The 22,539-nt window shown below is 37.9% G+C and carries 17 protein-coding genes; 7 read left to right on the top strand and 10 right to left on the bottom strand.

Annotated elements, in window-relative coordinates; genetic code table 11:
- The first annotated feature begins 22 nt into the window (after positions 1 to 22).
- Together pckA and glgP are read left to right on the top strand one after the other, a co-directional pair.
- A complete protein-coding gene (pckA, locus tag EK17_RS04940) occupies positions 23 to 1,603 on the top strand; it encodes a phosphoenolpyruvate carboxykinase (ATP) (RefSeq protein WP_035588133.1) in 1,581 nt (526 codons plus the stop codon).
- Positions 1,604 to 1,612: 9 nt separating this feature from the next.
- Positions 1,613 to 3,262, top strand: coding sequence for an alpha-glucan family phosphorylase (gene glgP, locus EK17_RS04945; protein ID WP_035588136.1), 1,650 nt, complete (start codon positions 1,613 to 1,615; stop codon positions 3,260 to 3,262).
- Here glgP and glgB read toward each other — a convergent pair.
- The 8 genes from glgB to EK17_RS04985 are packed head-to-tail and all read right to left on the bottom strand — an operon-like array spanning position 3,241 to position 16,162.
- Positions 3,241 to 5,118, bottom strand: a complete 1,878-nt coding sequence (gene glgB, locus EK17_RS04950) for a 1,4-alpha-glucan branching protein GlgB (RefSeq protein ID WP_035588139.1) — start codon at positions 5,116 to 5,118, stop codon at positions 3,241 to 3,243. The genes glgP and glgB overlap by 22 nt on opposite strands.
- Complete coding sequence (locus tag EK17_RS04955; protein WP_035588142.1) at positions 5,115 to 6,563, bottom strand: glycogen synthase; 1,449 nt, start codon at positions 6,561 to 6,563, stop codon at positions 5,115 to 5,117. Before EK17_RS04955 ends, glgB begins: the two co-directional genes overlap by 4 nt.
- Complete coding sequence (locus tag EK17_RS04960) at positions 6,560 to 7,366, bottom strand: ROK family protein (protein ID WP_051904440.1); 807 nt, start codon at positions 7,364 to 7,366, stop codon at positions 6,560 to 6,562. The genes EK17_RS04955 and EK17_RS04960 overlap by 4 nt, the downstream gene beginning before the upstream one ends.
- Positions 7,359 to 8,687 (bottom strand): glycogen synthase, encoded by a 1,329-nt coding sequence (locus tag EK17_RS04965; protein WP_035588146.1) that lies wholly within the window; start codon positions 8,685 to 8,687, stop codon positions 7,359 to 7,361. Before EK17_RS04965 ends, EK17_RS04960 begins: the two co-directional genes overlap by 8 nt.
- Positions 8,687 to 9,718, bottom strand: coding sequence for a galactose-1-phosphate uridylyltransferase (locus EK17_RS04970; RefSeq protein WP_035588149.1), 1,032 nt, complete (start codon positions 9,716 to 9,718; stop codon positions 8,687 to 8,689). Before EK17_RS04970 ends, EK17_RS04965 begins: the two co-directional genes overlap by 1 nt.
- A complete protein-coding gene (locus tag EK17_RS04975; RefSeq protein ID WP_035588151.1) occupies positions 9,711 to 11,669 on the bottom strand; it encodes an alpha-amylase/4-alpha-glucanotransferase domain-containing protein in 1,959 nt (652 codons plus the stop codon). The genes EK17_RS04970 and EK17_RS04975 overlap by 8 nt, the downstream gene beginning before the upstream one ends.
- Positions 11,669 to 13,633, bottom strand: a complete 1,965-nt coding sequence (locus EK17_RS04980; protein WP_035588154.1) for a hypothetical protein — start codon at positions 13,631 to 13,633, stop codon at positions 11,669 to 11,671. Before EK17_RS04980 ends, EK17_RS04975 begins: the two co-directional genes overlap by 1 nt.
- A complete protein-coding gene (locus tag EK17_RS04985; RefSeq protein ID WP_051904441.1) occupies positions 13,634 to 16,162 on the bottom strand; it encodes a sugar phosphate nucleotidyltransferase in 2,529 nt (842 codons plus the stop codon). It lies immediately after the preceding gene.
- A gap of 121 nt (positions 16,163 to 16,283) precedes the next feature.
- On the opposite strand from EK17_RS04985, the gene EK17_RS04990 reads away from it, so the two are divergent.
- From EK17_RS04990 to EK17_RS05010, 5 genes are read left to right on the top strand one after another with little or no spacing between them, the layout of a single operon-like run.
- A complete protein-coding gene (locus EK17_RS04990) occupies positions 16,284 to 16,619 on the top strand; it encodes a histidine triad nucleotide-binding protein (protein WP_035588156.1) in 336 nt (111 codons plus the stop codon).
- A gap of 17 nt (positions 16,620 to 16,636) precedes the next feature.
- Positions 16,637 to 18,133, top strand: a complete 1,497-nt coding sequence (locus tag EK17_RS04995) for a bifunctional aminoglycoside phosphotransferase/ATP-binding protein (protein WP_051904442.1) — start codon at positions 16,637 to 16,639, stop codon at positions 18,131 to 18,133.
- Entirely contained in the window at positions 18,130 to 18,861 is a 732-nt protein-coding gene (locus EK17_RS05000) for a pyridoxine 5'-phosphate synthase (protein ID WP_035588158.1), read from the top strand. Before EK17_RS04995 ends, EK17_RS05000 begins: the two co-directional genes overlap by 4 nt.
- Positions 18,846 to 19,169 carry a holo-ACP synthase gene (acpS, locus tag EK17_RS05005; RefSeq protein WP_035588160.1) on the top strand — a complete coding sequence of 108 codons (324 nt, stop codon included), beginning with the start codon at positions 18,846 to 18,848 and terminating at the stop codon, positions 19,167 to 19,169. Before EK17_RS05000 ends, acpS begins: the two co-directional genes overlap by 16 nt.
- Positions 19,166 to 20,356: a bifunctional folylpolyglutamate synthase/dihydrofolate synthase gene (locus tag EK17_RS05010; RefSeq protein ID WP_035588162.1), complete on the top strand. Its 1,191-nt coding sequence runs from the start codon at positions 19,166 to 19,168 to the stop codon at positions 20,354 to 20,356. Before acpS ends, EK17_RS05010 begins: the two co-directional genes overlap by 4 nt.
- Positions 20,357 to 20,383: 27 nt before the next feature.
- Here the strand turns inward: EK17_RS05010 and EK17_RS05015 are convergent, their stop codons facing one another.
- Together EK17_RS05015 and porA are read right to left on the bottom strand one after the other, a co-directional pair.
- A complete protein-coding gene (locus EK17_RS05015; protein ID WP_035588164.1) occupies positions 20,384 to 21,331 on the bottom strand; it encodes a thiamine pyrophosphate-dependent enzyme in 948 nt (315 codons plus the stop codon).
- Positions 21,332 to 21,334: 3 nt separating this feature from the next.
- Positions 21,335 to 22,525 carry a pyruvate ferredoxin oxidoreductase gene (gene porA / locus EK17_RS05020; RefSeq protein ID WP_035588166.1) on the bottom strand — a complete coding sequence of 397 codons (1,191 nt, stop codon included), beginning with the start codon at positions 22,523 to 22,525 and terminating at the stop codon, positions 21,335 to 21,337.
- Between the last annotated feature and the right edge of the window lie 14 nt (positions 22,526 to 22,539).

Genomic DNA, 22,539 nt, shown 5'->3' on the forward strand with positions numbered 1-22,539 from the left:
ATAAAAAATAAGGAGGCCATATATGATTGAAGCCCAGCTGAAGCGGATGGGTATTATTAATGTGCGTATCAAAAGAAACCTTGCATCTCCCATTCTTTATGAGGAGATTGTAAAAAATCAGGAGGGTCTTGTTGCCCACCTTGGCCCGGTTGTTGTAAGAAGCGGCAAATACACGGGTAGATCCCCTCAAAACAGGTTTATAGTAAAACAAAAGCCGTCAGAGGATTTTATATGGTGGTCTGATGAGAATAAACCGTTTGAAAAGGATAAGTATGAGATTCTTTATGACCGTGTGGTTGCCTATCTTCAAAATAGAAAGCTTTATGTGATGGATGGATATGCCATAGCTGACCCCAAATATCGCATGCCTGTGAGAGTTATTAGCAGGTGGGCGTGGCATTCACTGTTTGCCCGTAATATGTTTTTAAGGGAGCTTGATGAGCAAAAACTCAGCCGTTTTGAGCCTGAGATTAAACTGATTGTTGTGCCTGAATTTAACGCATCCCCCAACATAGATGGCACAACTTCGGAGGCTTTTGTCATCTTAAATATGGAAAAGAAAGAGGTTTTGATAGGTGGAACAGGATATGCTGGTGAGATCAAAAAAGCCGTTTTCAGTATGGTTAACTATTTTCTGCCACATAAAGGTGTTTTGACATTACATTCAAGTGCCAATATGGGCAAAGATGGTGATGTTGCTTTGTTCTTTGGTTTATCTGGGACGGGTAAAACAACACTCTCAAGTGATCCGGATCGATTGCTAATAGGAGATGATGAGCATGGCTGGAGTGATAACGGGGTTTTTAATATAGAGGGTGGTTGTTATGCCAAGGTAATAAGGTTATCAAAAGAGGATGAGCCGCTGATTTATGAAACAACAAGGAAATTTGGCACAATCCTTGAAAATGTTGTTATAGACCCCATCTCAAGGCGGATTGATTTGGACGACAATTCTATTACTGAAAATACACGGGCAAGCTATCCCATTACCCATATACCCAATATTGTTGAGGGTTCGTTTGCCTCTCATCCGAAAAACATTATTATGCTTACATACGATGCTTTTGGTGTTTTGCCGCCTGTCTCTGAACTGGATCCATCGCAGGCGATGTATCATTTTTTGAGTGGCTATACGGCAAAGGTAGCAGGCACAGAGGAGGGTGTAAAATCACCTAAAGCCACATTTTCCTGTTGCTTTGGTTCGCCCTTTATGACTCAGAAGCCCAATGTTTATGCTAAACTGTTAGGTGAAAAAATCAAAAAACATGGCGTAAAATGCTGGCTTGTAAACACAGGATACATAAAAGGCGGCTACGGTGAGGGAGAAAGGATTTCTATTGAGTACACCCGGGCGATAATTAATGCGATATTACAGGGCAGGCTTGATAGGATAGAAAGGGATATTTTGCCTGTATTTGGGCTGCGATATCCGCGCTACTGCCCCAATGTTCCAAACGATATTTTATCTCCTCAAAAACAGTGGAAAGATAAAGATGCATACTTAAAACAGCTAAAAAAATTGGCAATTGCATTTGTTGAGAATTTTAAAAAATTTGAGAAATATGTGGATGATGATGTAAAAAAGGCTCAGCCGGTTTTTTAGGAGGGAGCAATGGAGCTGTTTAGCTATCCAATAGATGAAAAATATTCAACAAAGGTTGCCTATTTTTCAATGGAGTTTGCCATAGATCAGGCACTTAAGACGTACTCAGGCGGACTTGGCTTTTTAGCCGGTTCACACATGCGCAGCGCAAACCATCTCAGACAGGCAACAATTGGTGTTGGTATGCTGTGGAGTTTTGGATATTACGATCAGGTTAGAAACGAAGATAATACAATGAAGGTGGATTTTAGAAGAAAATTTTACTATTTCATCGAGGATACTTCAGTTAAAGTTGAGGTTAAGATAAATTCAAAGCCTGTTGTTGTAAAATCCTACTTTCTGCCATCAAAGGTATTTGAAACAGCACCTGTCATTCTGCTTACAACAGATTGCTTAGAAAACGACTATCTTTCACGCACAATCAGTCATAAACTATACGATGTAAACGAAAATACGCGTATTGCGCAGGAGATTGTTTTGGGTATTGGTGGCGTTAAGATGCTTGATGCTTTAGGCATAAAAATCGATGTATATCACATGAATGAGGGGCATTCACTGCCTCTTGTCTTTGAGCTTATGAAAAAATATCCCGATCTGGATGAGTTAAAAAAACATGTTGTATTTACAACGCACACGCCAGAGAAGGCTGGCAACGAGGAACATAGCGCAGAATTACTTGAACAGATGGGGTTTTTTGGTGATTTTTCGTTGCAGGAGATTCAGCAGAAGCTCAATTATCATGAAAGTAATTTTTCTTTGACCGTTGCTGCTTTGAAGGTTTCAAAAAGGGCTAATGCCGTATCAAAAATCCACCATAAGGTTTCAAACGAAATGTGGGATTTTGTTAAGGATAGATGTGAAATCATCAGTATTACAAACGCACAGAACATGCATTACTGGGCTGATAAACATATGTTGACATACCTGCAGGAGCATGAGGATTATCAGCTTGTGGCATACAAGAAACATCTAAAAAAACTCCTCTTTGAAGAGGTGGCCGATCAAACAGGCAAACTGTTTGATCCCAATGTGCTTACCATTGTTTGGGCAAGAAGATTTGTTGAATACAAAAGACCGTGGCTGTTGATCCTTGATATGGACAGATTCAGACGGTTTGTTATGAATAAAGATTACCCTGTTCAGATTATCTGGGCAGGAAAGCCTTATCCTTACGATTACCGCGGTATCGGTATGTTTAATGAGATAGTGTTGATGAGTAAAGAGTTTAAAAATGTTGCCGTTTTGACAGGATATGAGCTGAGGCTTTCAAAGATGTTAAAGCAGGGTGCTGATATATGGCTGAATACGCCCAGGTGGGGCAGGGAGGCAAGCGGAACAAGCGGCATGAGTGCAGCTGCAAACGGGGCGATCCACTTTTCCATAGACGACGGCTGGCATGCAGAGTTTGAAAAGGATGGCATAAACTCCTTCACAATTCCCCATGCAGACCCAGGTTTGCCTGTTGAGGAGATCGACAGAAGGGATTATTTGAGAATGATGGAGAAGTTTGAAAATGTGATCGTGCCGATGTATTACGATGATCCAAACAGGTGGATTGAGATTGTAAAAAACGGTATGATCGATGTGATGAACTATTTTGATTCTGCCAGAATGGTTGATGAATATTATAAAAAGCTTTACGATTTTGGTTTAAAGTAAAGAACGCTTAATGGTGGCAGGTTTAATTGAGCTGAGTAGTTAAATCCATGATAGGAGATGGGTTGAGCCTGTAGGGTTCTTTGTTTGCTTTTATCCCATCCTCCAAACTGTAAAGACTGTGAGTTTAAAATTTCTATCCAGTCTGTGTTTTTTGAAAGTCCAACCCTGTAGTTTTGCTCAATCCCTGAAAAATTGCAGATTATCAGGATTTGCTCATCCTTAAAGATTCTCAAAAAGCTTAAGATGTTTGATGGGGCGTTGTTGACATCTATCCATCTAAAACCCTGAGGCCTTGTATCCCATTTATGAAGTGGTTTGAGTGTTTTATAAAGGGTGTTTAGGGTTTTTAAAAGTTTTCTTATGCCTTTGTGCTTGGGGTATTTTAACAGATGCCAGTCAAGGCTTTTTGCATAATCCCACTCAGAAAATTGGGCAAACTCAGATCCCATAAACAGTAGCTTTTTACCCGGATGGGCAAACATATAGGCAAATAAAGCTCTTAAGTTGGCAAATTTTTCCTCATAACTACCAGGCATTTTGTTTATGAGAGAGCCTTTCATGTGAACCACTTCATCGTGGCTTAAAGGTAAAACAAAGTTTTCACTAAACGCATACCAGATACTGAATGTGAGTTTGTTGTGGTGGTGAGCTCTGAAGATCGGGTCGTATTTGAAATAACTCAAAGTATCGTGCATCCATCCCATATTCCATTTAAAACCAAAGCCCAGTCCGCCTTCATGGACAGGATGGCTAACCTTAGGATAAGCAGATGACTCCTCAGCTATCGTCATTATGCCTTTAAATTCCGAATAAACGGTTTTGTTCAATGTTTGTAAAAATTCAATGGCCTCTAAGTTTTCTCGCCCACCGTATTTATTGGGAATCCAGCTGCCGTTTTCTCTGCCAAAATCGAGGTAGAGCATACTCGAAACACCATCAACCCTCAAACCGTCTATATGGTATTTGTCAAACCAGTAAACTGCATTACTTAAAAGAAACGCCTTTACTTCATATCTGCCGTAGTTGAATATTGCGCTTTTCCACTGGGGATGATAGCCAAGGCGGGGATCCTGATGTTCATACAGACATGAGCCATCAAAGTTCAATAAACCGTGGCCGTCCACAGCAAAGTGGCTAACTACCCAGTCAAGTATAACGCCGATGCCAAATTTGTGCATGATGTCAACAAAAGCCATAAATTCTTCTGGCCTGCCAAATCTTGATGTTGGGGCGTAATAGCCTGTGACTTGATACCCCCACGACCCATCAAACGGGTGTTCCATAATGGGCAATAGCTCAATATGAGTAAAGTTCATCTGTTTTAAATATGCGGCTAATTTCTCTGCTGCCTCGGTATACGATAGATAGGAGTTGTTCTTTTCAACCCTTCTGCGCCATGAGCCTAAATGCACCTCATATATCGATATGGGGTTGTAGATTGGTTGATATTTTTCTCTGTTTTTCATCCATTCCTGGTCATGCCATTTGTAGGTAGTATCCCATATGATGGATGCGCTTTTTGGTGGTGTTTCTGCATATATGGCAAACGGATCAGCCTTTAGCCTTGCCTGTTTATCTAAATTTGAGACGATGTAGTATTTATAAGTTTGCCCTTTGTGAGCGTTTTTTACCACACCCTCCCATATACCGCTTCCATCATTTCTCAAAGAAAGGGGATTTTTAGTTGGGTCATAATTATTAAAATCTCCGACAACACTGACATAGCTTGCATTGGGTGCCCAGAGTGCAAAATAAACTCCATCTTTTGTGATGTGTGAGCCCAATTTTTCATAAAGCCTTGTATGGGTGCCCTCTTTGAAAAGATAGATATCAAAATCGCTTAATAGGGATTTCATCTGCAGCAATCCGATAATTTTTTTGCAACAGTGGCAAATCTATAAACATCTAAATAATGCTCAGCTACCTTTTCCCAGCCAAAATTTAACTGCATTGCCCGTTTTTTTAATAAAGTGAATATATCGGGGTTTTTATAAACATCAAAAGCCCACAGGATTGTGTTTAGTAAAGCGGATGGACTAAATTCATAAAACTTAAAACCCCAGCCACTTTTGTCTGAAGGGGTAAAATTTTTAACTGTATCATCCAGACCACCCACAGCCCTTACTATAGGGAGAGTGCCGTATTTTAAAGAATATATCTGATTTAAACCGCACGGCTCAAAAAGGGATGGCATAACAAAGAAATCACTGCCAGCCTCAATCTTATGGGCAAGTTTTTCTGAGTAACCTATATGCACACCGACCTTGTACGGGTATTGAGCTTTTTTGCTTAAAAAGAACTCCTCAAACTCCTTTTTGCCACTTCCAAGCAAAACAAACTGAACATCCTCCTGCATAAGCCTATCGAATATATCGATAATCAGACCGATGCCCTTTTGCTCATAAAGCCTGCCGATAAAACCTATAATAGGGGCATCGTTTTGGCTAAGACCAAATTCTTCCTGCAAATCCTTTTTGCAAAGCTGTTTGTAATCCAATGTTTCAACTGAATAGTTCTTTGCAATAAATTTATCCCTCTGGGGATTCCATTTTTCGTAATCAACGCCGTTTAGAATGCCAAAAAGCTTTAAGTTTAAAGCTTTAAAATGCTCATTAAGTCCAAAACCAAATTGAGGTGTCTGGATTTCTTTAGCGTATTTTCTGCTGACTGTTGTGATAGTATCACAAAGGGCTGTTGCTCCCTTTAAAAGATTTAGATGCCCCAAAGCCTCAAACTGAAACGGATTGAAGTATTGCCAGCTGCAGTTTAAAAGTTCAAATCTATCCTTTTTAAAAAATCCCTGATGTTGAAGGTTATGAATTGTAAAAACCGTCGCTGTATCTTTAAAATAGTTGTCCTCTTTGATTTTTACTGCTGCTGCAGCTGTCTGCCAGTCGTTTAGATGAATAATATCGGGCTTAAATCCTATAACCTTTGCTGTTTCTAAGGCTGCAACACTGAAGAATATAAACCTTATGTCGTTATCTAAGAAACCTTCGCCGTTTTTATCTGTATAAGTGCCGTCTCTTCCAAAAAACTCCTCATAATCAACAAAATAGACCTCCACGCCGTCTATAATCTTTTTGTATATGGCAAAAAAGTATTGTTTATCTTTTAGATACACAAAGGGCAGGGCATCGATTCTGGTAAGCGTTGAAGGGTTAATTGAGTAGTAGCGTGGCATTATGACCTTTACATTTACATTTTTTAAAAGCGCCTTAGATAGACCAGCCACGGCATCTGCAAGACCGCCTGCTTTTGCAAGCCCCTCAAATTCTGCTGTCAGTATCAATACATTCATACCATACCCGCCAGAATTCTTGCTCCCTCCAAAGAGCCGTTTTTGAGTTTTGATAGTTCGATAGGTGTGTTGGATAGTGGTTTTATTGTAAGCTGTTTTACTTTTTCTTTAAGTCTTTTAACAATAAAACTGTTTGATTGAATAATGCCTCCTCCTAAAACGACAAGTTGGGGATTTAGCATGTTTATAACAATTGATATGGCAAAACTCAACGCCTCTATAAAATTTTCCACAATAATCGGTTTTTCTTTTTCTATTTCATTTAACTTAAAACCGTGTATATGGTAGTATTCTATCCACTTTTTTAAGCCGCTGCCGCTTGCAAACAGTTCGATACAATCGTTTTTGCCGCAGCCGCATACAAAGGGCGCTTTTTTAAAACTTATATGTCCAAGCTCACAGCTTATGCCTTTATCACCCTTTAAAAGGTGATTGTTAACCACTGCACCGCATCCAAGTCCGCTACCGCTGTAGATTGCTGCTATGTTTTTTGAGTTAAAATATTTAGACTCAGCCAAAGCTGCACAATTAAGGTCGTTTTCAAGAATGATTTCAGTATCCTTTTTTCCAATAGCCTCTTTTAAATTTATATTTTTTATGTTTATGTTTGGTGAGTCTATTATTGTCGTATTATACACATAACCTGCAAAACTTATTGCAATGGTGTTAATGTTGTATGTTTCTATGAGATTGTTTAAAAAATTCACTATTTTTATGTCTTTTGTTTTGATGGTTTTTTCTTCTGTGTTTTCAATTATGTATCGAGTGTATGTTGCACCAATATCAACGGCTGCCTTAGTCATACAGCTTTAAGTATTTTTGAGCAGTTTGAGCACACGAAAAATCGCACTTCATATTAAAGCGTCTAATTGAGAGGAGTTTCTGTTTGTTTTTGTATAGATCTAAAGCCTCATCTACTGCAGTTATTAATTCATCTTCAATCTGATTGTTATAAACGATGCCCATGCCACACTGTTTTTTATTGATAGGATGTATCGTCTGCTTTAGGCCTCCTGTTGCATGTGCAATAGGAATTGCTCCGTATCTAAAGGCTATCAATTGCACAAGCCCGCAGGGCTCAAAAACAGATGGTATTATGATGAAATCGCTTGCAGCATAGATTAATCGTGCCAAGCCTTCTTCATATTTTTCTATTAAAACAAAGTTTTCCTTTTTTATTGTGCTGAGTTTTGTGAAGTACTCACTGTTTCTGTCGCCAACCATAATGAAATTTAGGTCTTTTTTTAGCAGGTCCTCAATAGCATCGATAATCAAATCCAGCCCTTTCTGGTGCGTAAATCTGCCAATGAAGGCAAACAGCGGTAGTTTTTTATCTTCTAAAGAGAATTTTTTCATCAAAAAAGCTTTATTAAACCACCTGTTTTTTATATTTGCACTATCAAAGTTTTTCTTCAAAGCCTGATCTGTTTGGGGATTGAAATCGTCGTAGTCTATACAGTTTAGAATGGATGTGAGTTTGTCTTTATGAGATGATAAAAACCCCTCAAGCCCAAAGCCGCTGTTTAATGATTCTTTTAGAAATTCATCCGATGGAAAGACCACTTTGTCGCTGTAGGCTATGCCACCTTTTAGAAGATTGACTTTTGAGTAGTATTCAAATGTGGTTATATCAAAATCTTTTTTATCGATGCCTATGGATTCTGGTAAGCAGTTGCAGATGCCCTGATATGCAAGATTGTGAACGGTTAAAATCACTCTTTTTTTCATTGTCTTTTTTATCAGATATGCGGCAAAAGCTGTGTGCCAGTCGTTTAGATGAATAACATCGTGATTGTGTTTGAGGGCTATTGTGTAAATAGCTTTAGAGAAGATAATAAATCGCTCTACATCGTTGTCTGTATAAATTGTGTCAGTTGAAGAAAGCGTTTTTTCTTCCACGCATAGAAGCTCAACATCATCTAATTTGGCTTTATGCAGCAAAAATTCTTCGTAATCTTCCGTTGAGGCTATTTTGAGTTTGTTTTTTGCAAAATTATACAGAGGAACAACCACATCCACATCGATGTGTTTCTTTAGCTGTTTTGTTAAGGAATATGATATGTCAGCCAGACCGCCTGCTTTGGCATATCCCAGAAACTCTACTGTTGCAAACAGTAGTTTCATTAAAGGCCTCCTATTGATGTTTTAAGAAAATGTGCAGCCTCCTCAGGCGACACCGGATTTATAAATATGCCGCTTTCTATCTCAAACCCACCTATACCAAAGATACGAGGCGTTATGCGTATATGGAATCTGAAAAATTTTTCAAACAAACCAAAAAATTGCTCGGTTTCTTTAGTTTTATTTATGGGCGGAATGCAAAAAATCAGGTTGAAGTCAAAATCCTCAAGCTGTTTGTACATGGCAGTAATAACCGTTTTTAATATTTTTGCTAATTTGTTTAAAGCTGCATCGTTTAAATCGATGATTGATGGTGTAGAAGCTATTTTGCTTGCAATTATCACCTCGAATGCAAATTTTGAGGCAAAAGGTGCAAAAGCAATAAAGCATTCATTCTGGGTTATGAGTCTATCGTTTTCGGTTTCCCTTTCTATTATTAGATCGAATATGTTTTTTGAGTTATTTTTGAAGAAATTAAAGCAGTTATTGAGCAGATTTAACCTGCTTTTTGGCATCACAGGTGTTGCAATGAGTTGAGTATGAGGGTGGCTTTGGGTTGCACCGGCATAAAAACCGTGGTTTTTGAAAACCGAAACATGTTTAAGTTTTTTGTCGTTTTGCAGATCTGCCACTCTGCATTTTATTACATTAAGCCAGTTGAAGATTTCATCTTTTGTAAGTTTGTTAAGCTGGGTTATGTGTCTTGGTGTGTCGATTATAATCTCGTGTGCCCCGTATCCTCCAGCTGCTAAGTAGATTTCATCGTTTTTAAATGTAAGCGGTGTTTCTATCTGAACCGCTTTGTAAAGATTGGGAATAACACGCACCTTCCATCCTGCAGTGTTGGGTTGATTGTTTCTTATTGCATAGATCTCAGGCGGTGTGAGATGCTCATGCCCCTCACAAAAAGGGCATTTGCTTAATTCTTCTGATAGGTTTCTGTTTTGTTTTGAGTAGTAGTTGGGTCTGTGAAGCCTCTCAGGTGATATAATTACATAATCGTCATGGATAATGTCGTATCTTATTTCAGACATTTTCTATTTTTAACTCCCCTGATATTGATAACGATTGATTAAATGTTTCTTTAAATGCAAGACTGATACCCTGTGTCGTTAAATCAAAGCCTTTTTCGCTTTTTGATAGGGTTTTTAATAAGAAATAGTAGATTTGCATTGGTTTGTCAAAGTTGATTGACACTGTTTTTTTACTGAATTTATCAAAAATTCTGAGTGAAGTTGTTTTGAGTGTTCCTGTATCTTCTGCCTTTTTTGAGTTGATAAGGAAATCCTCTGCAAAGTGAAAATTAAATTCAACTATATAGGCAAATGTTTTTTTGGTTTCGCTGTTTATAAAAATGGAAAACTCTATGCCGTTTTTAATTGGTTTAAATACTTTTTTGAGTGTTGTGTTGTATTTTTTCTCATCGTAGATGCCGCCATCCCTTTTAAATATCACCCCATCGTTGTTTAAGGTGATTTCAAAGGGTTGATTTGCAAAATCTGAATATTCCTTAAAATTGCATCTGTAAAAGGAGTGTTGATCAAAGCTCTCATCGCTTATGTGATCGACAAAGGAATTCTTCTCATACCAGTCATAGATCAATGCATTTTTAAGCGTTTCGTTAACATTTGTGTTTATCTCATGAATAGATTTTACAGCTTCGCTGTCGTTATTGCCGCTATTTATTTGATGATAAACCTCTCTTTTTCTGGTCATTGTATTTTGGAAATTGAATTTATCTTCTATTGAGTCAAACTCAACAAGTTGTCCTGAGTATTTTGAATCAAAAATAGCTATGATTTTACCTGTTTTGAACTTTGCCTGTCTGTATCCTTCTAAAAATATATCCTCAACTGTTATTTTTTTCTCTTCTAACATGCTATCGCAGCTGATTATATACCTGTATGCGTTATCCCTTAAATTGGGTAGATATATGCCACCAAAGATTCCATGCCACAAAACATCGTTAGTCTGGCTTTTGTAGAGGTTTTCTTTAAAAACCCTGTTTTTTATCTGCTTTTTTGACATCTCAAGCATTCTTTTATGGATGCGGTTTGACTGAGGATATTTATTGAAGAAATTTTTCCAGTTGCCGTTTTTGATTAAATGTGAAATTTGCGGGTCGTTCTTTATGATATCTTGAGCCTTTTTTGAATCATCATAAAGCATGCTCCACAAACCCATCTCCTCGTAAGAAACATTGTTTGGATATACAAGCCCAAGCGGTTTATTTTTTTCATAAAACTCGCTGTAAAGTGCTGTTTTTACATCGCTTTTTAATAGAGCCTCTAAAAATCTTTCAAGCCATTTGTCTTTATAAACCCATTGATAGGTTGTGGGCCACAAGCCAAACTTTTCAAGGTCGTCAAATACAATAGCTGTTTCAAACGATTTTATGGTATCAATGGCAACATCGGGTTTGCTAAAAGGCAGGGTATATCTGAGTTTGCGATTAATGGGAAAAAGGGCTATTGTCTGGGTGTTGTATTCGCTTAAGTAATATCCGTTTAAATTTAGCTGGCTTAATCCGCTATTTATAAAGTGATTGTCATCAACCATAACATACTCTATGCCACATTGCTTCAGGGATGGTATAATAGCACCATCCCAGACCCTTTCTGCAAGCCATAATCCTTTCGGTTTATAGTTGAGCTGCTTTTTAATGAATTCGTTGAGGAGCTTTATCTGGCCTATGCGGTCTTTTTCGGGGATTGAAGCAAGAACAGGCTCATAAAAGCCACCGCTAAAGATCTCTATTCTGCCTGAATCACTCAATAGCTTTATTATTCCAAAAAGATCTTTGTATTTATCTTTTATTCTTTCAAATAGCCAGCCGCTTACATGAACCGAGAATCTAAAAGCATCGTATTTTAAAACGGTTTCAAAAAACGGCTTATAGCATTTATTGACGGCTTTATCCACCGCAAAATCAAAATTATCTACGGGTTGATGTAGATGAACGCCAAACAGCAGTGTTGTAGCCATCACACAAACCAGTTATGTGAAAAATCGTCTTTTATGTTTAGTTGAATCTCACCAACGCCGGGTAGTATCTGTATCGTTTTTTCATCAACAGATAACTCTATTCTCAAATTTACTTTGTCTTCATTAAAGAGTTTTTTGTTTAATGCCAATTCTATAATCTCATAAGCTGCAAGAAGCACATCTTTGTTGAAGATTGCAATGTTAAGCGGTAGCGATATTTCTTTTGTTAGCTGTGGACTTAAGATTTTTAAATAAGCTTTTCTTTTTAGATCTTCAATATCTCCATCAAGCCTTATGTAGATAAAATTTTTATCCATACCGTAGAATATTTTTTTTATCGGTTTAATTGATGTATCCATTGCAGAATAGCTAACCGCCTCATCAAAAAATCCACTACCCAGCCACTCAAAAAATGTTGTTATCTTGCCATCTATTTCGGGTTTTAGATAAAATTTAGGTCTTGTTGAGAAAGCCTCTATGTCCTTTGTATCGGTTATTGGTATAAACAACGCTTTTGGGGGTTCGATATCCATCAATTTGTAGATGTTGATAAGGTTTTCTCTAAAAAGTTCGTCAAAATCGTATTCATATTCACTGTGATGGCCGCTGCCATACCACCAGAACCAATCCGAAGCCTCTGCCTTTAAAAATAGCTCATCGATTTTATCGCATACATCATTATTTAATCGGGATTTGTTGTTTAGATAGTGCTGTTTTGCCTCAAATAACATCTCCCAGGCTCTGTTTTTCTTTGGATCTCCAACCCATGTTGAAAAATTGCCGTATATCCAGCTGCCCGCTTTTATCTCATTTAGTGTTTCTTCTGGATTGGTTTCTGAGATAGTTGTTGTTTCTATAAAGCTTGTACCAACCAGTCGCTCATATAACATATTCAAAAAATCCCATCCGTTGTTGGGGTAAAACTCCCATGCATTTTCTCCATCTAATATAACAAAAACTTCCGCCCCTGGAAAATTTTTTTCAATTTCTGATAATCTCTTTATAAAATCATCAACTGCATCCTCTGGTCTAATTGCCTTATAAACAAAACCTATAGCATCGCTTAAACCTTTATCTCTAAAAACAATTTTTAAACCTTCAAAGGAATAGCTTTTATAATGGTTTTTGTCGATTAAATCTTGATCTGTTGCAATCCATGATATACCAGCATCTTGAAAAAGTTTGATAGTTTTTTTATCAACGGCGCCCTCTGCTGGCCACATCCCTTTGGGTTTTTCTCCAAAGTAATTTGAAAATATCTCTATTGCTTTGAATATCTGTTTTTTTGCATCATCTATGAGGCTAAAGTGATTTTTGGGAACGGGCAGGTTAGCTGCTGCATTCATATCTATCAAAAGCGGTAAAATCGGGTGGGTGTACGGTGTTGTTGAAAGCTCTATTGTGCCTTGCCTGAATAGTTTTTTATAAAATGGAATAATTGTGTTTGTAAATTCTACTAACTCATCAACCAAAAGCAGTTTATCCTCGTAGGCAAACCTGTCTTTTTTTAATAAATCCTTTACTATTTGAGAGTTGTTTTTTAAAAAAATCCCGCAATAGCTTAAAAGAGACCACACCTGCAGGTTTTCTAACTCACTATCGGTATAGTTGTTTTTGTTGAATAGTTCTAAGTAGCCTTTTAGTGGTTTAACCATTGTTTCAAATACAGCCGATTTTGATATTTTAACAATAAATTTTCTCTCAGATTCACTTAAAGCAGATGCTTGCTTTAAAAGCAGTTTTATAAATCTATCGTGTTTTTTGGCATCTTTTGAGTAAACTGCAAGCTGATTTAAAAGCGTTGGTGTGATATTAAATGTGGCTTTGAGAGGATAGTTGCTTAAGATAAACGGCATATCATAGTAATCCTTAACTGCATGCAAAAAAACCCACGGAAGAATAATTTCACCTTCGCTATTTGTATAATATGGTTGATGCATATGCCACAAAATTGATAGCTTCATCTAATTCTCGTTTATCCAGTTCTGGATGAGCTTTTTGTAGTGTTTTAACAAAACTTCTCCTGCTTTGTTGTCTATCGCCTGGACATATAGGTTTAATTTTTCCTGATATGCATCGGGTAGAATCATAACCCAGTCGGTGTTTGTTTCGTTTATTTTGACACCATCGATGGTGGAATAGGGCTTATCCTTGGCGTGCTCTATAAAGCGTTTTAAGATTTTGCCTTTTTTAAGCTGCGGGCAGTCGATAGAGATATGCCTGTAGAAAAAGTTTTTTAGGTTAGATGAAAGCTTGGAAAGTTTTATTTTGTGCCTGCTTAATAATTCCATGATTTTGAAAGAGGAGAATACCGCGTCCCTGAATAAAGAAAAGCTCACAAATGAGCAGTTGCCATCTGTCTTGGCGATTAAGTCAAATTCTTTAAGCTGTTCTATTGTAAAAAACTCCATCCTGCCGCGCTTAATATCTAAAAACTCAAACTGATTATCTAAAAGATCAGCAGACCAGCTTGGCAGAAGCACCTTTATTTTTCTTGAGAGCCTTTTACCTTCTAAATTCATAAGATTCAATATGCAGTGAACGGCTGTTGATGTATCAAGTGGGTTGCCCTTCTCATCTATCAGTCTTAGTCTCTGGGAATGTGGATAGATCACAATGCCCAAATCAAAACCCAATTTTTTGACTATATTGCTCAGTTCATTTAGCGATTTTTTTTCGTAAAATTCAATGTTTTTTAGCTTTGATGGATCTGAGTAGGCGTTAAGCAGTATGTTTTCTATCTGCATTTGCGTTATAATGTAGGGGAAGATATCTTTCGCAATACCAAACATCAGATCTACAGCAACCCTGAAATGGGAATCCCTGATTAGTTTAAAATCTATCAAATGCTGAATAGCCGTTATGTAGTTGAGAAGTTTTTCTTCCTTTATTATTGAGTAGTCTATAATTTGCCCTATTTTGGATGGCTCAACCCGTCTGAATTCCTCTTTAAAATAACATTTATCAACGGCTTTTGAGCTGTTAGAACTGAGTTTTAAACCATGCTCGTTGAACAATAAAATCTCAATACTGTTTGGATCATATAATGCTCTTTTGATATATGCGCCACCGGCGATTTGAGGATCGTTTGCTATAGACCACCTCAAAAGTGTAGGTGGTGTTGCTTTAAAATCTATAACCTCAATTCCTGTTGCTAAAAGGCCGCTTACAAAAGCCCTTTTTATCATCCTTGGTGAGTTTTCATAATCCCTTCCTACAATAACCCTGCTACCTTCTGGTAGCTGAGAGCCAAAAGCCTCTCCAATTTTGCAGGCTATATCGCAGCTGATTTCCACATTACTTTTGCCCGTTATGATATTGTTTTCAAAAAGCGAATTTTTATGTCTGCTGCCCCAGATTACATTGTTTTTTACAATACTTGCCGCATCTATTTTTTTATTGGGCCATACAACCACATCCTGCTCAAATGTTGTTAGGTTACCAACCTCGCAGCTTTCCGATAATATTAATCCGTATTTTGCAACAACATTTGAGCCTATTTTGCAGTCGTTGCATATAACGGCGTTGTCTAAGATTGTATTACTTCCTATCGCGGTTTTTTGCCAGATAACGCTGTTTCTTATACTGCATGAGGAGCCTATAGAAACATTATCACCTATTGCTACATTGCTTAAAATCGCGTTTTTTTCTATTGTTACATTTTCGCCCAGAACAACCGTATCGATGATTTTTACACCCTCTGGTGGCTGTTGGTTTTCTGGCAGGTATAACACGCCATCGGGATATTCAATTTTTTTACCACTGAACTCTATATTGACCCTTCCGTAAAATATGTCATTGTGCACGGCTCTGTAGCTGTCTGGATTGCCTACATCACGCCAGTATCCTTCCATATTAATTCCCATCAGTTTTATGCCATTTCTCATAAGCAGTGGAAATAGATTTTTTGCAAAATCAAAGCTTTCAGATGTTGGAATGAATTTTAATATCTCAGGCTCAATAATATAAATACCTGTGTTTATTGTATCGCTTATGACCTCACCCCAGGTAGGCTTTTCAACGAATTTTTCGATTCTGCCTTGATTGTTTGTTATTACAACGCCAAATTGAAGGGGATTTTCAACGCTTGTAAGTGCAAGTGTTAAGGGAGATTGGTTTTTTATATGAAATTCAATAATGCGTTCATAATCGAAATCGCAAACAACATCGCCGCTTACCACTATAAATGTTGTATCCAAAAATTTTTCTGCCTGCTTTACTGCTCCTGCTGTGCCAAAATCCTTATCGGGTAAAACATAATTTATGTTAACGCCCCATTTTGAGCCATCTTTAAAATAGTTTTTTATAATCTCAGGCTTAAAATAAAGGAGAATAACAATGTCTTTTATGCCGATTGAGCTTAATCTTTTTATTGTATGTTCCATTATCGGTTTGTTTATAACAGGCACCATCGGCTTTGGTATTGAATAGGTTAAAGGCTGCAGGCGTGTACCAAAGCCACCTGTCATAATGACAGCTTTTATGTTTTTCATCTATCTCCCCGTTTGTTATATTTTATATAAATGTAGGATTAATTGTATACATTGTCAAGCTCTTTATATTGCTTTTTTTTGACCTTTTACTATACTTAACAAAAAAACAGGGAGGTTGGCCATGTGCGTATTTTGCGATATTGTTGAAGGGAAAATTCCATCAAGTAAGGTTTATGAGGATGAGAACTATCTGGCTTTCAAAGACATCAATCCAAAGGCACCTGTGCATATCTTGATTATACCCAAGAAACATATAGGTTATCTGTCTGAAGTTGATGAGTCAAATAAGCATATTATAGGAGATATGGCAGTTATCGCTAACAAGATTGCAAAGGATTTAGGTATTGCCGAAAGTGGTTATAGAATAGTCATAAACAATGGGCCTGACTCAGGGCAGGAGGTGTTTCATCTGCATATGCACTTACTTGGCGGCAAAAAGATGTCTTTCAGTGTATAAGATTTTGGAATTGAAACATGACAGATATTGAAATCAAGTTTTTAAAAGAAAAATACAACTTTGAACTGATTGAGACGCATATATCATGGGTTTTGCTGGGCGAGGATTATGTATACAAGATTAAAAAGCCGGTGGATTTTGGTTTTCTTGATTACACCACACTGGATAAAAGGCTTGAGTTTTGCAAAAAGGAGGTTGAGCTAAATAAAAGGCTTGCTGATGAGATTTATCTTGGCGTTAGCAGAATTGTTAAAAAGAATAACGAGCTTTTAATTGATGAGAATGGCAAAACAGTCGAATATGCGGTAAAGATGAAAAAAATGCCTCAGAACAGAATGATGGATGTATTGATTGAAAATAATAAAATTGAGCTATCTTATATCGATGCACTTGCTCTAAAAATAGCAAATTTTCACAAGACAGCCAGAACAGATGAGTATATATCATCCTTTGGAAGCGTTGAGGCCAACAAATTTAACACAGATGAAAATTTTAGTCAGACAAAAGGCGGAGTTGGCGAGTATATAACCCAGTTTCAATATGATGCAATAAGGCAGTACACAGATGAATTTTATAAAATTAACGCAGAGTTGTTTGAAAAACGGATCAGGGAAAAAAAGATCAGGGACTGCCACGGTGATATGTATTCAAAAAACATCTGTATAATTGACAGCGAGCATATCTATGTTTATGACTGTATAGAATTTAATGAACGGTTCAGGTACTCAGATGTTGCAAGCGATGTGGCTTTTTTGCTAATGGATTTAGAAAACTACGGTAAATGGGAATTATCAGAGGCTTTTTTGAATGCTTATTTAAACTATTCGGCCGACAAAAGCATGGCAGAGGTGCTTGATTTTTACAAGGTTTACAGGGCTTATGTGCGGGGCAAGATCGCTTTTTTTCAATCGAATGCTTTTGAGGCAAACAGGTATTTTGATTTAGCGTTTGGTTATCTACCTCAAAAGTATAAACCCACAGTGATTGTGATGTGTGGTTTAACAGGAAGCGGCAAATCTTTTATTGCTGAACATTTGAAAGAGAAGTTTAATCTTGCACATCTAAATACAGATATTATAAGAAAAGAACTTGCGGGTATAGACTCACACCAAAAAATAATTGTAGATTACAATAGCGATATATACTCCCAAAATTTTAGCAAAAAGGTTTATGAGGAAATGATAAATCGGGCTTATAATTTTGTTAGAGAGGGTAGGGGTGTTATCCTTGATGGCACATTTTTGATGGAGTCTTATAGAAAAAAGGTTTTTGATAGGTTTAGGCGCCTTGGTATTGAACCTGTTGTGGTTTGTGTTGAAATAGAAAAAAATGAGGCAATTAAGCATTTTGAACAAAGAAAAAAACAAAAATCGGTTAGTGATGGCAGACTTGAGATATTTGAAAAACAAAAAGAAATTTTTCAGAAACCCAAAGAAGCCATATTTGTCAACGGTAGCTGGAGTATAGATGAAATAATGAATGAAATTGAAAGTGGTTTAGGGGGTGGGGTATGAGGCTTGGCGTAAATATCGACCATGTAGCAACAATAAGGCAGGCAAGAAGAACGGTTGAGCCAGAACCCATTTATGCTGCCCTGCTTGTTCAGGAGGCTCTGGCAGATGGCATAACTGTGCATTTAAGAGAAGACAGAAGGCATATCCAGGATCAAGATGTTTATCAGATTAAAGAGATTATAAAGATTCCGCTTAATCTTGAGATGAGCTTAAATGAGGAGATTGTGAATATAGCCCTTGATGTTAAGCCGCATCAGGCTACACTTGTGCCAGAAAACAGACAGGAAATCACAACAGAAGGCGGTCTTGATGTCGATCAAAACTTTGACAGGGTGAAAAAGGTTGTTGAACGCCTGCATAAAAAAGGGATCATAGTCAGTTTATTTATCGATCCTGTTGAGTGGCAGATAGAGCAGGCAAAGCAGACAGGTGCAGATGCTATCGAAATACACACGGGAAGCTATGCAAACGCTAAAGTAGATAGGGAAAGAGAAATAGAGCTTGAAAAGATTATAAATGCTGCCAAATATGCCTCATCTCTGGGATTGCATGTGCATGCAGGACACGGCCTAACATATGAAAATGTTAAACCTATTGCAGCAATAAAAGAAATAGAAGAACTCAATATAGGTCACAGCATTATTGCAAAAAGTGTTTTTGTGGGCATAAAAGAGGCTGTGAGACTGATGAGGCAGTTGATTTATGAGGCAAGATGGAAGTTGGTATAGATATTGAAGAATTGCAGAGGATAAAAAGCGCATACGAAAGATTTGGCAGAAAATTTTTAGATAGGTTTTTGTCCAAAAAAGAGATCGAATACTGCTTATCAAAAAAAAGGATTATTGAATGTTTGGGCGGAAGGTTTTGTGCAAAAGAGGCCGTAATAAAAATTTATGATGGTAGGATTGGTTTTAAGGATATTGAAATTATCAGTGATGGAAAGCCTGTGGTGCTTGTTAAGTCTAAAAAATCAAATATAAAACTATCAATCAGCCATACAAAAAACTACGCAACAGCTGTTGCTATACTGCCATGAATGAAATTGAAGCCTTTAAAAAACTCAATGCTATCTTGGAAAACCTCAATCCTTATGCTATGGATCTTTCGCTTGATAGAATAAAACACTTTCTTGATAAAATCGGCAATCCGCAGAACAGGTTTGAAAGTATTTTGATCGGTGGTACAAACGGCAAGGGTAGTGTGGCAAAGATGCTTCATGATAGTTTTTTATGGGAGGGCTACAACTGCGCACTTTATACATCGCCTCATCTTGTTGAACTCAAGGAGCGGTTTGTAATTAACGGAAAGTTTGTTGGCTATGCTCAACTGCTTGAGTATGCATCGTTTATAGATAAACTCAATTTTGAGCATCTCACATACTTTGAGTTTCTTACAGCGCTTGCATTTCTTATTTTTAACGACATGCGGGTGGATTTTGCAGTGGTTGAGGTTGGGATGGGTGGGGAGTTTGATGCAACAAATGTGCTAAATCCCATTTTAAGCGTTTTGACATCGATTTCATTTGACCATACTGAGCATTTAGGTAAAACCATTTATGAGATTGCTTTAACAAAATCAAAAATTATAAAACGGCTGGGTGCTGTTTCGGATAGCTCAGAAGAGGTAAAAAAGGCAATTGCAGATAGCATAACAGCGCCTGTTTATTTTGTTGATGATGCTTATTTAGATGAAGCAAAACTCATAAAGCCCGATAGCATAAACTTTTCAAATACGGCTTTAGCGCTGCTTTGTATAGACCTTCTCAATAAACATTACGGTTTGAGTTTAAGTAAGCAACCTTTATCAAAGAGTTTCTGGCCCGGTAGATTTGAAGTGATTCTGCTTAACGGTAAACATATAATTTTTGATGGTGCACACAATCCTGCAGGCGTTGATAACCTTTTGAGTCTGCTTTTTGAAAGGGGCTATTTTTCAAAAGACGGGATATTGATATTTGCCGCCCTAAAGCATAAAAATTGGCGTTATGCAATTGATAGGCTAAAGGAATACTTTAAGGAAATTTTCTTGCCGCATTTAACTTACAGGCTTGCAGAAGACCCTTGCAGGATAAAAGAGCATCTAAAAGAAGAAGCTTTAGAGGCTAAAATATTTGATTGTGTGAATGGTGTAATTGACGAAGCTTTAAACCGCCACTGCGATTATTGTTTAATTACAGGCTCGTTATACCTTGTGGGGGAGGCTAAGGCATCTAAAATAATATAAAAAAGCCCGGGGGTAAGACCCTCAGGCTTATTCGCCGTATGCTATGCCGCATTCCTCTCTTTTGAGTAGCCACTCCCAGTGTGCATCAACCTGACGCTGGAACTCCTCAATTAAATGTTCGTTGCCTTTTTTGAAGAGGTGGGCAAATCTTCTCTGCGGTTTTAGATACTCCTCAACAGGTAGTTTTTTCTTTGGCTTGTAGTTTATAACCACTTTGCCTTTAATGACCTCATACAGCGGCCATACACATGTATCAACTGCAAGCTGAGCCATCTCTATGGCTTTATTTGGAGGAAATCCCCAGCCAGTTGTGCATGGCTCTATAACATTGATGTAGGTTGGGCCGTTTACATCCAATGCTTTTTTGATTTTATTCATCAGGTCTCGCCAGTTTGAAGGTGAAGCCTGAGCTATGTATTCAAGATGATGTCCCTCAAGAACACTTACTATGTCTTTTCTCGGTTGTTCTTTACCAAATTTTACAGTACCATTTGGCGATGTTGTGGTTGATCCACCAAACGGTGTAGCAGATGATCTCTGGTTTCCTGTATTCTGGTAGGCGTTGTTGTCATTACAGATATAGAGGAATTGATGCCCTCTTTCGATGGCTCCAGAAAGTGCCTGCAGACCGATATCGTATGTTCCACCATCACTTGCAACCGCAATAAATCTTATATCCTTATTAATTTTTCCCTTTTTCTTTAAAGCCCTATACATCGACTCAACGCCTGCAATTGTGCTTGCTGCGTTTTCAAAAGCCGTGTGAATCCAGGGAACATTCCAGCTTGTGTATGGATATAAACCTGTTGAAACCTCAAAACAACCCGTAGCAGCTGCCACTACTATGTCGTATTTATCTGTTTCTGCTGCTGCAAATACCTGTCTCATTATAACCGAGTGTGTACAACCCGGGCATAATCTATGTCCACTAACAAGACCCTCTTTTTTCTTTGCAAGTTCGTTTAACAGTGCCATATACTACCTCCATTCTCCCCTTAGGTTCAGACAATCGAACTGTTTTTCAATCTTACCCGTTTCAACTATTTTCTTCAGCGTTTCATAAACGGAGTTTATGTGTTTAGGCTGAGTGTCTCTACCGCCAAGTCCGTAAGTGTAATTAATTATCGGAGCCCTTGTGGATGTATCATACAGCGCACTTCTAACCTCACTAAAAAGTGGACCACCCTGTGCGCCTGCTGGTGAAACCCTATCTAAAACCGCTATGGCCTTTGCTGACTGAAGAGCCTCAGCGATTTCTCCAAATGGGAACGGTCTAAACAATCTTATTCTCAATAGACCTGCTTTAACTCCATTTTCACGCAGGTTATCTACCACATCTTTTGTTGTTCCACAAACTGAGCCTGCAGCCACTATTACATATTCTGCATCGTCAAGTTTATATGCCTCATACAAGCCGTATTCTCTTCCGAAAGCCTCTCCAAACTCCTTGCCAACCTGTTTAACCACATCCTTTGCATTAAGGAGTCCTTTTAACTGATTCATTTTATGCTCAAAATACCAGTTTGGTGGAGCCCATGCACCGTGCGTTATAGGCTCATCTGTATTCAAAAGTGGATATAAAGGCTCATAATCGCCAATGAATTCCTTTACTTTGTTATCGTCTTCAAGTTCCCATATCTCTATTGCATGGGATATATTGAATCCATCCTGTGCAACAAGAGCGGGTGTCATAACATCTTTATGTTCTGCGATTTTTACAGCCTGGATAAGTGTATCGTATGCTTCCTGAGAGTTTTCAGCTATTAGCTGTATCCAGCCTGTATCTCTACCACCCATGATATCTGAATGGTCTCCGTGAATATTTAAGGGAGCTGAAAGTGCCCTTGCAACAACCGACATTACGATGGGTAGTCTCATACCGCTGGCTATATATAACATCTCCCACATAAGAGCGTAACCATTTGCGCTTGTTGCCGTCATTACTCTACCGCCAGCTGCTGCTGCTCCTATACATGCGCTCATTGCTGAATGTTCACTTTCAACCGTAACAAGTTCTGTGTCCATCAAACCATCTGCTATGAACTGTGCAACTGCTTGAGGAATTGGGGTTGATGGAGTGATAGGAAAAGCTGCTATAACATCTGGATTTATCTGTCTTATGGCATGAGCTGCAGCCTCATTACCTGTTAATGCTACTTTTTTACCCATTTATCGCCTCCTGT

The organism is Hippea jasoniae (genome assembly GCF_000744435.1).
Classification (GTDB): Bacteria; Campylobacterota_A; Desulfurellia; order Desulfurellales; family Hippeaceae; genus Hippea; species Hippea jasoniae.